Genomic DNA, 15,612 nt, shown 5'->3' with positions numbered 1-15,612 from the left:
GTCAACCCTTTCCTCGGTTCTCTTGAGCTAGTCTTTTCTGCCTACAAAGAAATACACGATCGGACCCAAGGTGTTTATAAAGATAATGCCGAGAGCCCACGGCCATTTTTTTCCACCTGCAACTCGGTACGCTTCACGTCGAGCCAAGTCGATTAATGCAATAACTGCTAAGATCAATTGAATAGCAATAATAGGTCCAAGTAGCTGAATGTCAAATGGCATGGATAAAACCTCCAATTTTTATAGTTATTATAAAGTTTATCATTATTTTGATTATTTTCCCACCCGCCACCATGAAATGAGGTGACGGATGGGCTTTAATTTTTTTATTGTAAAGCTTGTTCCGGTAATTTTAGTTGGCCGCTTCTGATAAAGTAATCAAGGACTCTACCAAAAACATCCTCGTCGATTTCCGCGCATTCAATGTCGTTTTGGCGCAGCAAACGAGTCGTTTTATTGCCTACATAGACTACACTTCCTCTGCTAGTGTGGCCGTCTGTGAACAGGTTGCCGAGTGGAGCGGCTGAATTGGCCTCATTGCCTTTTTCTTTCGCATCTTCTTGCACCGCTTCAATCCACTCATCCATGGTGACTCGTTCCAAAACAAATCCTCTGTTTTCAATCGCTGAAATCAGGTCTTCGTAATCGGTTGCGTTCGGGTTAAGCAAGTGGAAGTTTTCGCTCAAGCTCTGCTCGGTCATGGAGAGATGAACGATTCCTTTACTTGCAAAATCAACTGGCATCATGTCCAGATCGCCGCTCATGTCAGGAGCTTTGCCCAAATCGATAATCCCTGCTGCAATTCTCCACATCAGGTCGTCCTTCTGGCATGCTCCTGTTTCGCTATCCCCAGTCATCCGTCCGCAACGGTATATCGCTGCTGGAATGCCGCGTTCGCGCGCGAGATTGACGAGATGCTCGGCTACCCACTTGCTCTGTGTATAACCGGAAGTGAGGACGCGACTGTTCTCTGGCATGTCCTCTTCGCGGAAGGCCATGGATTCTTCCGTTTCGTCGGATGCAAACGTGAAAATCGTTGAGACGAAATGCACAGGCTTGGTCTTTTTGGCTACAGCAAGGCGGAGGATTTCCTCAGTCCCTTTTACGTTTGCTTTCTTCAGAGCTGCGTACGGATAGACAAAGTTAACGAGAGCACCGTTGTGGTAGAGCACATCCACTTTTTCCGCCAGCTCGAAAAACTGATCGTCGGACAAATTGAGTCGTGGCTGTGCCAAATCACCAATTACAGGAATGATCCGATGCGCCTGCTCCTCATTCCATAACTCGTATAGCTCTAATGTTTTGCGTAGTCGTGCCATTCCTTCCTCTTCGTCAGAAGCTCGAACGAGGCAGTAAATGTCAGCGTTTGTCATCTGTAGGAGGTCACGCAACAAGAAAGCACCAAGGAAACCAGTGGCTCCTGTCAACAATGCCGCTTGGAACTGGCTTGGATCACCTACGTACGGATGTTCAGGCTGAATCGCTGGATCGAGTACGACTTCATCCTTGAGATCCTTTGCGTCGATGTCATGGGAAACAGCGGAAAGACCGTGTTTGAGAATTTCCTCGATGGTCTTGGCCATACCCGCAATCGTCGGGGTCTCGAACAGGATTCGCAGCGGTACCTCAAGCTGTAGCTCTTCGCGAATCTTGAAGATAAGCTGGGTAGCGAGCAATGAGTGACCGCCAACCTCAAAGAAGTTGTCATGCACGCCGATTTTGTCCATTTCCAGTACAGCGACCCAGTGTGTATGCAACATGATCTCGACTGGCGTTTGCGGCGCTACGTATTCGACGCCTGATTCAGAGCGGTCGTATTCCGGCTTCGGTAGCGCTTTGCGATCCAGTTTACCGTTTGGCGTCTTCGGTAAGCTCTCCATGATCATAAAGTGTTGCGGGATCATATAGGCTGGAAGCTTGTCGGTCAGGAAGTGATTCAGGTCATTAGACGTACTTGTGTGATTCTCTTCGAACACGATGTACGCTACCAGACGTTTGTCTCCTTCTCTGTCTTCACGAGCAACCAGCACGACTTCCTTGACATCAGGGTGGCGTCTCAGAACAGATTCGATTTCGCCCAGCTCGATGCGGTAGCCGCGGATTTTAACCTGGTAATCAACACGTCCCATAAACTGAAGATTCCCATCTGGCAAGTAGCGTACGAGATCTCCAGTCCGGTACATTCTCTCTCCTGGCTCACGGAACGGATTTTGCACAAAGCGTTCCATGGTCAGATCGGCGCGGTGGAGATAGCCGCGTGCTAAGCCTGATCCACTGAGGTACAATTCTCCCGGCACGCCTACCGGAACTGGTTTGCGATGGCTATCTAATACAAATACTTGTGTATTGAACTGCGGTCGTCCGATCAGTGGTTCGTTGATGGCTCCTTTTTTCACAATGGAGTGAGTAGAGTAAACGGTGTCCTCTGTCGGTCCGTAGAGATTAAAGACTTTTTCTACGTTTTCAAAGGTGTACAATTCTTGCGCCAGCTTGTTAGAAAGTGGTTCACCGCATAGGTTTATGACGCGCACCGACGCTGGAATACCGTTCATACGCACAAGCTCCATCGCTGCTGACGGTACGGTATTGATCAATGTCACCTGATTGGCTGCTGGCAAGGCTGGCAATTGTAATGCATTTTCCGCCATGATAACTTTGCCACCCATGGTCAATGTTGCGAACATTTCGTAGACAGACAAGTCAAAGCAGATTGACGTAGAGAACAGTACGCCGCTCATCTCCTCTGGAGTGAATGTGTCGTGTGCCCACGATAGGAAGTAGATGACACTACGATGTTCGAGTGCCACACCTTTTGGATTGCCTGTAGAACCTGACGTGTAGATGACATAGATCAAATTGTCGGAAGTCCCCAGCTTGGTCAGGTTCTCCTCGCTTTCGTCGGCAACTGCTTCCCAATCATTATCGAGGCAAATCACTTTGGCATGGTGCTCAGGCAGAGTTGGCAGCAGATTTTCTTGCGTTAATAGGACTGGAACCTGTGAGTGTTCGATGATGTAGGCAATGCGGTCTGCCGGATAGCTTGGGTCGATTGGCACATAGGCGCCGCCAGCTTTCATAATGGCCAAAAGTCCAATAATCATCTCGGTTGTCCGTTGTGCGCATACACCGACGAGCACTTCGGGTCCTACTCCTTGCTTGCGTAAATAATGCGCCAGCTTGTTCGCTTGTCTGTTCAACTCCCTATAGGTAATCGTTTGATCTCCTACAATGAGAGCGATGTTGTCCGGTACTTTCGCCACCATGTCCTCAATCATTTCATAAACGCATTTTTCTTTCGAGTACGGCGCTTCTGTACGATTCCATTCGGTGATGAGGCGTTGCTCTTCTTCCTCACGCATGAGCGGTAGCAAGGTGATTGGCTGATCCGGGTTGGCAATGATTTCTTCCAGAAGCTTGTGGAAATGATCAACCATTCGAACGATCGTACTGTGATCAAACAACGCCTTGTTGTACTCCAAGGTAGCGATGAGACCGTCTGATGTCTCCAGCATGGTCACCGTCAAATCGAACTTCGAGGTGACGGCCTCCGCGCCGACGTCGTAGCTGCTTATCTGAATATCAGTAACAGGATCTACCTGCATCGGGATGTTTTGCAAAATAAACATCACCTGGAATAGTGGCGAGTAGCTCATGCTACGCTCCAGCTGCAGTTCATCTAACAATTTTTCAAACGGAACGTCTTGGTGTGCATAAGCTCCCAGAGCTGTTTCACGAACGCGTGCAAGCAATTCGCGGAAACTTGGCTGACCTGACATATCTGTGCGTAAAACGAGTGTATTGATGAAGTAACCGATCAACTGCTCCGTCTCTTGTTTGTTACGTCCCGCAATCGGAGTTCCGACAAGAATATCTTCTTGATTCGTATAGCGGTACAACAGAGTTTGGAAGGCTGCAACCAATGTCATGAAGAGTGTAGTCGTTTCTTTTCCGCTCAGATTACGCAATTCTTCCAAGAGGTCGGCTCCAAACTGAATGGAGAGCTTCTCTCCTTCGTATGTCTGTACAGGTGGGCGCGGTCGATCGGTTGGCAGTTGCAGTAATGGTTCTGAGCCCTTGAGTTTTTCTCTCCAGTACTCGAGCTGTCCATCAAGAACCTCTCCACTTAACCATTCACGCTGCCAGACGGCAAAATCTGCATATTGGATCGGCAATTCCGGAAGTGGCGATGCCACTCCTTGACTAAACGCTTTGTAATTGGTCATTAATTCGCTCATCAAAATTCCCATCGACCAACCGTCTGCCGCAATGTGGTGCATCACGAACAGGAACACAAAGTCTTTTTCGTCGAGCTGAACCAGATTTGCACGGAGCAACGGACCTTTGGTCAGGTCAAATGGCTCGAGTGTGGCCTCTTCGGCAAGGCGTTTCACTTCTGCTTCCTGTTCAGCAGGGGCCATAGCCCGCAGATCGGTTTGGTTCATTACCCAATCGTCCTCTGGGTGAATCACTTGAACAGGTCGTCCGTCACGAACCTCAAAGCGAGTACGCAAGCTTTCGTGACGCTGTATGATGCCTTTCAAGCTTTCTTCCCACGCGAATATGTTGAGATCTCCTTGGATACGTAGGAAGGATGGAATATTGTTTACCGAGCTTCCTTGCGTGAACTGCTCCAGGAACCACAAACGCTGCTGGGTAAATGACAATGGGAGCGGTTCTTTGCGAGATACTTTCACAATCGGTGGAGCCATCTTGATGGATGTTTGCTTGGTGAGCAAAACCAGCTGTTCACTTAGCCCTTCGACTGTTGGGTATTCAAACAACGTACGAATTTGCAGCTCTACCCCAAAGATTTCCCGCAGGCGAGAAACTGTCTGCGTTGCGAGCAGGGAGTGTCCGCCTAATTCGAAAAAGTTGTCATGTACGCCCACTTTCTCTATGGAGAGGATTTCAGCAAAGACGTTGGCGACCATTTCTTCCACTGGGGTACGTGGAGCGACATATACGGCTGTAAGCTGGCCCCAATCTGGCGTAGGTAATGCTTTGCGGTCAATTTTTCCGTTGACCGTAAGTCGAATTTCCGGAAGCCACATGAAATGCGTCGGGATCATGTACTCGGGAAGTTTCTCTTTGAGCCAGAGCTTGATTTCGTCTATAGACGTCTCCTGCTCCAAAGCATTGGTCAGATACGCTACCAATCGTTTGTCACCAGGTCTAGCTTCTCGCGCAATGACGACTGCTTCTTTGATTGCTGCATGTTGTCTCAATGCCTCTGCAATTTCGCCTAACTCGATACGGAACCCACGGATTTTAACCTGATCGTCGACACGGCCGATGTAGTCCACGTTGCCATCTGGCAAATAACGAACGAGGTCGCCTGTTCGATAGAGTCGTTCTCCCGGTTGACCGAATGGATTCGGAATAAAACGCTCTGCTGTAAGCTCTGGACGATTCCAATAACCACGCGAAAGACTCTCGCCACCAATGTACAGCTCTCCTGGAACACCGATAGGGACTGGCTGAAGGTTTCGATCTAACACGTACAGCTTGGTATTCGGGAATGGACGACCAATAGTCAGCGCATTGTCAGCATCCGTTAAAAGAGCGATGACCGTACCAACTGTTGCTTCCGTCGGTCCGTAGCAGTTATAAAATTTTCGTCCTTTTGCATAGTGGGCAACCAATTCACGGCTGCATGCGTCTCCTCCCACCTCAAGGCAGACCAGATCCGGGTACTCTTCAACAGGTAATGATGCGAGTACCGAAGATGCCATCGATACCTTGCTGATGCGACGTTCACGAAGGGTGCGAACGAGGTCTGGGCCTGGTAACAAAGACTCACGATCTTCGATGACTAACGTTCCTCCAGAGAGCAGAGCCTGTAGAATCTCGGAAATGGAAACGTCGAAGCCAAATGACGTAAATTGCAGGACACGGCTGGATTCGTTTATGTCGAAGTAATTCATGTAAGCCTGCACCATATTCATCACACTGCGATGCTCAACCGCTACCCCTTTCGGCAATCCAGTGGTACCGGATGTGTAGATGAGATAGGCGAGATTGGTTGATACTGCACCGCTTTGTGCGTTTTCTACGGACATCTGCTCGTAGCACAGAGCTTCATCCAGGCAGATGACGCTCGCTTTCGACTTTGTGAATGGCTCTGCAAGTCTCGCTTGTGTCAGTACGACAGTTGCTTGTGAATCTTCCAGCATGAAGGCCATTCTTTCTTCGGGATGAGCTGGATCAACCGGTACATAGGCTGCTCCCGCTTTTAACACACCAAGAATGCCAATGATCATTTCCATGGAGCGCTCCACGCAGATGGCAACAGTCGTATCAGGCTGCACTCCTTTTCCGAGAAGCAGATGCGCTAACTGGTTGGCTCTTTGGTTCAGTTCCGCATAAGTCAAGGCTTGTTGTTTATACTCAAGTGCAATATTTTCAGGAGTTTTCGCGACTTGTTGTTCAAATGCCTGATGGATGCAAAGATCTCGTGGATACTCCTTCTCCGTGCGATTCCAATCGATGAGTACCTGCTCGCGCTCGATCTCATCAATCAACGTCACGTCACTCAGATGCATTTCCGGAGACTTGCTCATAGTGAACATGAGTTGGGTAATTTGGTTCAAGACCCGGTCGATCATCGTGTCATCAAAACGGTTTTGTTCATACTTGAGCTTGATTGCCACTTGTTTGCCTGGTGCTGCCACCAAGGTAAGTGGATAATTCGTTTGTTCGACAGCTGCTACGTCGTGAATTTCCAAAGAAACACTGGACGAAGCTGTATTGGACTCGTCTGTTTCTTGCCCTGCTGCTTGTACAGCCGGATAGTTCTCAAATACGAGTATCGATTCAAACAGGGCAGATCCACGCGGCAGTTCGCTCCATCCTTGGATGTCGAACAGCGGGGTGTATTCATATTGGCGTATCTCTAACTGTTTGTGCTGCAAGTCTCTCAGCCACTCTAGCACGGTGCCGTTTGTCTGCAATGATATCCGAACAGGTAAGGTATTGATGAAGGAGCCTACGATCGTCTCAACATTGGAGAGGTCTGCCGGACGACCTGAGCCTGTCGCACCAAAAATGACTTCCTCTTCCCCGCTGTAGCTTCCCAGAATCCAGCCCCACGCCGCTTGTACCAAGGTATTGAGTGTTAACTGGTGTTCGCGTACGAATTTTTGCAAGTGCTCGCTTGTTTCCTCTGATAGGAGGATGCTCTTCTCTTCGTACTGCTTCGGTCCCGCGGCGACTACTGTTTTGCTCATTCCCAAGGTGGTTGGTTCGTGGAAGCCTTTTAGCTGGTTGACCCAGAATCGCTTGGCTTCCTGCATATCCTGACGTTTCAACCAAGCAATGTACTGGGAAAACGGCTGAGGATGTCCAAGCTTGACTTCTTGTCCTTCGCTGATCGAGGCATAATAGGCAAACAGTTCATTCAGTACCAAAGGAACGCTCCAACCATCAAGTAGAACGTGATGGAAGCTCCACACGAAGCGATACGTTTCTTCTCCTGTTCGGAAGACAACCCATCGTGACAAAGGTACATGTGTAATATCGAAGCTTCGTCTACGGTCTTCCTCTAGAAAAGCGGTAAACATCTCATCCTGTACATCCGAATGCAAATGGCGCCAATCTTCCTGACGGAGAGTTACGTTCACCTCTTTGCGAACAATTTGGTGTGATTGATTCAAACCTTCCCAGACGAAGTGCGTTCTTAGAATGGAATGGCGGTCCATCACTTTTTGCCATGCTTGCTCGAATACCGGTACATTCAGGTTCTTAAAATGAATGGCAAATTGTACGACGTAATCCCCGCTGTCGCTCGCATACAGTGAGTGGAACAGCATTCCCTGTTGGAGCGGAGAAAGTGTATAGATATCCTCGATATGTCGGTCAGAACCGATGTGTTTGTCGATGTTCTTCTGATCCAATTCTGCCAGAGGAAAATCGGATGGTGAGTAACCGCCAGCTTCCTCTGTCGCACAATGGGCAATAATCTCACGAAGCGCATCCATAAAGTCCTTCGCGACTGCTGTAATCGTGCTCTCTAGATGAATCTTCTCACTGTATCGCCAGGTCACATGCAGTTGTTCCCCTGCAACGACACTATTTACATCGATCAGGTGGTGTCGCCCAGCGGCCGGGCTAAGGTTGGAACCGCTGGACTCAGGTGCCCAGCCAAATAAGGAATCGCCATCGACAATCTGATCGATTTTGCCCATGTAGTTGAACAGCACTTGTGCTTGAATGTGGGAAATTTCATCGACAATATTCTGATCCGCATTCAGGTAACGAAGAACGCCGTAACCAAGCCCTTTGTTTGGGATCGCACGCAGTTCTTCTTTGGTCGTCAAAAGTGCTTTTCCTACGGAGAATGTTTCGTCCCACTGAAGGTGCACTGGATACATGCTGGTGAACCAGCCGATGGTACGGGACAGATCGATTCTCTCTGACAATTCTTCACGGCCATGCCCTTCTACGTTTACGAACACAGATCGATTACCCGTCCACCGACTAAGTGACTTCGCCAAAGCGGTCAGCAGGACGTCATTGATCTGAGTGCGGTATGCCTGCGGTACGTTTTGCAAGAGTGCTTTGGTTTCTTCGCTGGTCAATGTAAAGCTCACGGACTTTGTCGTTGCTTCTGTGTTTTCCCCATCATCTGTCACGTCCACAGGTAGTTGGGCTGAATCGACAGAGGATTTGGTCATCCAGTATCTTTTTTCGTTTTCCAAAGCATCTGAATTCGCGTAGCGCTCCAGTTCATCCGCCCATTCTTTGTAGGATGTCGTTTTCGCTGGTAGTTTCACCTCTTGCCCTGCGGCAATTTGTTGGTATGCGTTTTGCAAGTCCTCGAGAATGATGCGCCACGATACCCCGTCTATGACTAAGTGATGGGCGACGATCAACAGACGATTGGGTTGGTCTTGACCCAAATCGAAATAAATGGACTGAACCACATGCCCTTCAAACAAATTCAGACTTGCCTGCGTCTCATCTGCAATCTTTTCGATGGTCTTGAATTGTTCATCCGGTGTAAGGTGGGACAGATTTTCAATCCGGAACGGAATCGTATCCCTTGGCGCATCCATCTCTTGCTTCCAGCCGAACTCTGTCTGTGTATAGCGCATGCGTAAAGCATCATGCTGAATGAGTAAGTGCCCTACCGCTTGTTTCAGTGCTTCCTGATCAATGCCCGCCTGGATGGAGAGCAGCACGGATTGATTCCAGTGATGTCTGTTCTTCAACGGAAGCTGGAAGAACCACTTTTGAATCGGCAAGAGTGGCAATTCGCCGATAATAGGACCTTGCTCAGCAAGGATCGCTTCTTTTTCCTCTACGACCTCTGCTAATTCAGCGATGGTTTGGTACTCGAATAATTGCTTCGGAGTGAGCCTTAGACCTGATTGATTGGCCCGTGACACAATCTGGATACTGAGAATCGAATCACCGCCAAGCTCGAAGAAATTATCGTGTATGCCAATTTGGTCAATACCGAGAACTTCCTTCCATATAGCGGCAAGCTGTTGCTCCTTCTCCGTAGTTGGTGTGACAAATTTTCCTTCCAACTCAGGACGATTGAAATCAGGTGCAGGCAAATTTTTACGATCTACCTTTCCGTTTGGTGTGAGCGGCAGATAATCTAACGGGATGAAAAATGCAGGAACCATGTAATCAGGCAGTACTTCCTTTAGCGCTTTGCGGATGTCACTTGTGACAATCTCCGTGTCCTCTTCTAAAACCAGGTAGGAAGTAAGACGCTTCGTTCCTTGTTGATCCGTGCAGACAGTGACCACTGCTTCTTTTACCGCAGGGTGAGCGAGAATGGCTGTTTCTACTTCCCCCAGTTCGACGCGGAATCCGCGTATACTCGTCTGATCATCTGCACGACCGATGAACTCAATGTTACTGTCCGGCAGGTAGCGCACCAAGTCCCCTGTACGGTAGAGGCGTGCTCCTTCTATTTCGCTAAAAGGATGGGTGACAAAGCGCTCTTGTGTCAGTTCGGGACGGTTCAGATAGCCGCGCGCCAAGGAACTTCCACCAATGTATAGCTCACCAGTGACTCCTACGGGAACAGGCTGCATACGAGCATCGAGAATATAGACTTGCACGTTGTCAATAGGACGTCCAATGGATGGTGCAAAGCTTTGTCCTACCCCTACCGGAACGATACCCGCTGTTGCAACTACTGCGTTTTCGGTTGGACCGTATTGGTTCACCAGCGTAAACGGCAGATTCGCACTTGGATAGTGATGGAGCTTGTCTCCTCCTGTCAGCATGTAACGAAGCTTGGTATGGCTCGGCCAATCCAGAGCAAGTAAGCTCTCTGTTAAAGGCGTCGGCAAAAAGCTGATGGTGATCTCAGAATGGATAAGCCAATCACGGAGTTTTTCCGGTACGAGACGGATTTCCTCTTCTGGCAAATAAAGTGTGGCTCCTTTTGTTAAATAAGGCCAAATTTCCCATACAGATGCGTCAAATGCCGTCCCGGAGATCTGCGATGCTCGATCAGCGGACGTGACATCATATACTCGTTGATGCCAAGAAATTAGATTGAGAAGCGCGGCGTGCTCGATCTCAACCCCTTTTGGCGTACCTGTCGAACCAGATGTGTAGATGACGTAAGCAAGCTGGTTCGTTGTAGTCAAGTTCATGGGAGTCGTCGTACTTTCTTGGGCGATCGACTCCCAGTCTGAATCTAGGCAAATCAATTGGCTCGTACCCGCAGGGAGTTTTTCTGCGAGTCTGGCTTGTGTAAGTACAATCGACATGCCTGCATCCTGCATCATGAAGGCGAGACGATCCTTGGGATACGCTGGGTCCATTGGTACGTATGCACCGCCAGCTTTCATGATAGCCAGTTGACCAATTAGCATCTCGACAGAGCGTTCAACGCAGATCCCTACCAGATTTTCCTGGCCGATTCCCTGTTTCTGCAGATAATGCGCCAGTTGATTCGCTTTGGCATTCAATTTCGCATAGGTAATGGATTGGTCGCGTGTGAGAACAGCCGGCTGGTTAGGCATTTCATGAGCGACCTGATCCACCAGTTCATGCACGCAATGATCCTTGGAGTAGGCAACTACGGTGTTGTTCCATTCAGATACGACCTGCTGCTGCTCCGTTTCTCCCATCAGTTGTAGAGCGGTGATGGCTTGATTTGCGTTGGCAGCAACGGCTTTGAGCAGCTGGGTAAAGTGTTCGATCATTCGTTCTACTGTGTTCTCATTAAATAGAGATGTGTTGTACTCAAATGTAGCGGACAGGCCGTCTACCGTCTCTGCCATCGTCAAAGTGAGATCAAACTTGGTTGTCTCTACCTGTTGACTACCTTTTGGTGGCAAAATGCGAATCCCGTCAAGTGCTTCTACCTGAACCGGAATATTTTGCAGAACGAACATCACTTGGAACAAGGGTGAGTAGCTGAGACTGCGCTCTAATTGCAACTCGTCTACGAGCTTTTCAAAAGGTAGATCTTGATGGGAATAGGCTCCCAAGGCTGTTTCTCGGACACGGCTAAGTACCTCTCTGAAGCTAGGATCGCCTGCCAAATCCGTTCGCATCGCCAATGTGTTGATGAAAAATCCAATTAATCCTTCTGTCTCTTGGTGACCGCGTCCTGCTACAGGAGTACCGACGAGGATGTCGTCTTGTCCTGTATATCGATACAGAAATACTTGGAATGCGGCGAGCAACGTCATAAACAGCGTCGTACCTTCGCGTTTGCTCAAGGAAAGCAGATTCGTCATCAATTCTTTGTCAAACATCAGTGTGATGCTGCTTCCTTCATAGGACTGAACAGCAGGACGGGGACGATCTGTTGGCAAGGCGAGAAGCGGTTCTGCTCCACCCAGCTTTGCACGCCAGTAGGACAGTTGTTTTTCCAATACGTCTCCTGTAAGCCATTCGCGCTGCCATGCCGCATAATCTGCGTATTGTATAGGCAGGTTGGTAAGTTGCGGTACTTCTGATTTGCTAAATGCGTGATAGCAGGTAAATAATTCGCTGAGTAAAACACCCGCTGACCAACCATCGGCGATAATATGGTGAACGTTCAGCAGGAAGATGAAATCCTGCTCTCCTGTTTGAATAATCGTCGCACGCATGAGTGGTCCTGTGACGAGGTCAAACGGCTTGTTCGCATCTTCTTTGGTCAAGCGTTGTCCTTCTTCGTCTCGTCTATCATCTAGCAGCTCTCGGATATCCATTCTGTTCAGTTTCCACTCAACCTCTGGATGAATCACCTGAACGGCTTCCCCGTTGATGTCCGAGAACGTTGTACGCAAGCTCTCGTGACGGCTGATAATCATCTGCAAACTTTGCTCGAGCGCTTCAATGTTTAGCTCTCCTTGCAAGCGAACGGCTGTTGGGATGTTGTAGAGCGCACTGTTTGGCATCAAGCGGTCAAAGAACCATAAGCGCTGCTGTGCAAAGGAAAGCGGCAAATGTCGATCACGTGAAACGGGTACGAGCGGAATGCTAGAGAGTCCAGATTGGTCCTCGTTCATGGATACAATCAATTCGCTGAGTCTATTGACTGTCGAATATTCAAATAAAGCACGGAGCGGTAAATCTATGTGAAACGCTTCTTTTAAGCGGGAGATAGTTTGCGTAGCCAAAAGAGAATGGCCTCCAAGCTCAAAGAAATCGTCGTAGCTACCGACTCGTTCTACCGAGAGAACCTGCGACCAGATGTTGGCTACCAGCTCTTCTGTAGGAGTACGGGGGGCAACATAATGACGCTGCGAGGAAAGTTGTCCCCAATCTGGTACGGGTAGTGCTCGTCGGTCTACTTTTCCATTAACCGTGAGCGGAATAGTCTCTAGCCATACAAAGCCTGCTGGTATCATGTATTCCGGCAACGATTCTTTCAGGAAAGGAACGAGCTCCTCCGCGGTTGGTTTGTCTCCCGATGCTACCAGATAAGCGGCCAAGCGTTTGCCTCCCGCTTTTTCTTCACGGACGATGACCACAGCTTCATGGACGGCAGGATGCTGTCTGAGCGAATTCTCAATCTCACCCAATTCAATGCGGTAACCGCGAATTTTGACTTGATCGTCCATACGTCCAAGGAATTCGAGGTTGCCGTCTTCCAGATAGCGAACCAGGTCGCCCGTCCGATAGAGTAGCTCTCCTTCTTTGCCGAACGGATGAGTGACAAAGCGCTCTTCTGTTTGTTCTGGACGATTCCAGTAGCCGCGAGCTAAGCCCTTTCCTCCGATATACAGTTCACCTGGTACGCCGATAGGCACAGGCTGCCTATTTGCATCCAGAACGTACATCGTCGCGTTGGCAATTGGCCGACCGATAGGCGGATTGCTCATTCCAGCCTCGCAACGCATCATCGTGGAGCAGACCGTTGCTTCCGTTGGACCATAGCAGTTGAAGAACTGGCGATTCGCCGCATAACGTGCTACAAGTTCACGGCTCGGAGCTTCTCCGCCTACAATTAAGGTTCTTAGATCAGGCAGGTCAGCTTCAGGCAGTGCTGCCAGTACGGAAGAAACCATGGATACGGTGGTAATGCGTTGTTCTTGCAAAACTTGGATCAGCTCAGGGCCTGGCAAAAGGGACTCTCGATCCTCGATCACGAGCGTCGCACCAGCGAGTAAGGCCATCACAATCTCGGATACCGATACGTCGAAGCTAAACGAGGTAAATTGCAGAACACGACTCGTTGGTTGAATATCAAACGCATTGATCAAGGCACGAGCCATGTTTATCACACTGTGGTGCTCTACCATTACCCCTTTTGGCTGTCCTGTTGAACCAGACGTATAGATTACGTAGGCAAGATTATGTTCTGTGACCTTGCACGCAACGTTGGCGATAGGCTCATTCGTTACATGATTGCTGTCTATACAAATGACATTCGCCTGTGTCGCTGGCAAGATGTCCATGAGAGACTGCTGGGTCAGCAACACATTTGTTTGTGAATCCTCGATCATATAGGCGATGCGTTCTTGCGGGTAAGCCGGGTCAATCGGTACGTAGGCAGCTCCCGATTTTAAAACGCCGAGTATACTGATGATCATCTCAGGGGAACGATGCACGCATATGCCGACGAGTGTATCCGGTTTTACCCCTTTGCTTACGAGCTGATGGGCCAGTTGGTTTGCCCGCTCGTTTAGTTCCTTGTAGGTAAGCTCTACGTTTTTATAGGTAACGGCAATCGCATCTGATGATTTCTCTACTTGTTGTTCAAACGCCTGATGAACGCACAGGCTGCTCGGGTATTCCTCCGCCGTCTGGTTCCACTGAACGAGAACCTGTTCACGCTCGTTTTCGCTGATCATAGAAAGGTCGCCAATCCGTTGCTTGGCGTTTTTCGCGATGGAGATTAGTAGAGAATGAAGCTGATCAAGAACGCGCTCAATAGATGGAAGCTCAAACTGACTTTCATCAAATTTGACTTTGATGTCGATTGTTTTGCCGGAGGCCGCAACCAGAGTAAATGGATAATTGGTTTGCTCCTCGGAATGTACATCCACTATTGAAAGCTCACTCTCTCCACTACCGCCGCTAGAATTACCGACAGGAGTATTTTCAAAGACGAGAATGCTCTCAAAAAGGGATTGTCCACGCGGTAAGCCGCTCCAGCCTTGGATTTCCACTAGTGGGGTATATTCGTACTGGCGGAAGTCAGCTTGCTGTTGTTGCAGAGATTTGAGCCAATTGATTACGCTCTCCTCCGCTTTTACCTGCACGCGGACAGGGAGTGTATTAATAAACAGACCAATCATCGTCTCGACTCCAGGCAAATCGGCAGGACGTCCGGATACAGTGGCACCGAAAATAATGTCGTCCTGTCCACTGTAGCGATTCAACAGCAGTGCCCATGCGCCTTGCACAATCGTGTTGACCGTTAGGCGATGTTGACGAGCCAATGTCTGTAATGATTTGGAGATTGCCTCGGAAACGGTCAGATCTAGCTCCCGATAATTTTTCTGATCAAGGTACGGATTTTTATAAGCTCGACCGAATGAAAGTGGCGTGGCTTCCGTAAAGCCCTGTAGATACGTGCGCCAAAACGCCTCCGCTTGCTTCAAGTCCTGCTTTTTCAGCCAGACGATGTAGTCCCGGTAAGATTTAACCAGGGGAAGTTGTACAGGCTGCCCTTTGCATAGCATGTTGTACGCCGCAAACACTTCCCCGAAGACTAGCGGCATACTCCATCCATCTATCAGCACGTGGTGCAAAGTCCACGAAAAATGAAAGGTATTGCTACTCAAACGGAACAGATTTAATCTCATCAACGGCGCTTCTTCGATATTGAAACCACGTTTTCGATCATCTTTGGTAAAGGTATGAAGAAACGCTTCTTGTTCGGAGGAGGAAAGATGAATAATGTCATGTTCCACCAGGGAAACCTTCAACTCTTTCAAGACAACCTGGACGTATTCTTTTACTTTACCGCCAATAAACTTGGTGCGAAAAATAGCGTGTCTGTCTACGAGGCATTGCCATGCCTGTTCGAATAACGGAATGTTCAAGGGACCTTGCAGCTTCAACCCCATCTGTACGATATAGGCTCCGGACTCTGGTTCCAACAAGCTGTGGAAAATGAGACCCTGCTGCAAAGGAGTAACGGGATAATACGTTTCAATGTTATTCATCTTCTCCTGCCCACTCCCATAAAAAATTTGC

At 48.9% G+C, this 15,612-nt stretch carries 2 protein-coding genes; both read right to left on the bottom strand.

The genetic code is table 11. From position 1 onward, the window contains the following. Positions 1–27: 27 nt before the first annotated feature. On the bottom strand, positions 28–222 hold the full coding sequence (locus ACKKE8_RS15925) for a PLD nuclease N-terminal domain-containing protein (protein ID WP_409178990.1): 195 nt from the start codon (positions 220–222) through the stop codon (positions 28–30). A gap of 104 nt (positions 223–326) precedes the next feature. After that, positions 327–15,581, bottom strand: coding sequence for a linear gramicidin non-ribosomal peptide synthetase LgrD (lgrD, locus tag ACKKE8_RS15920; RefSeq protein WP_409178989.1), 15,255 nt, complete (start codon positions 15,579–15,581; stop codon positions 327–329). Between the last annotated feature and the right edge of the window lie 31 nt (positions 15,582–15,612).

The organism is Brevibacillus fortis (genome assembly GCF_046196545.1).
In the GTDB taxonomy this organism is placed as follows: domain Bacteria; phylum Bacillota; class Bacilli; order Brevibacillales; family Brevibacillaceae; genus Brevibacillus; species Brevibacillus fortis_A.
This window is presented reverse-complemented; position numbering and strand designations above follow the sequence as displayed.

Bases quoted from the DNA above. Each gene is read 5' to 3' on its own strand.
- lgrD (WP_409178989.1), bottom strand. From the start codon at position 15,581: ATGAATAACATTGAAACGTATTATCCCGTTACTCCTTTGCAGCAGGGT.
- ACKKE8_RS15925 (WP_409178990.1), bottom strand. From the start codon at position 222: ATGCCATTTGACATTCAGCTACTTGGACCTATTATTGCTATTCAATTG.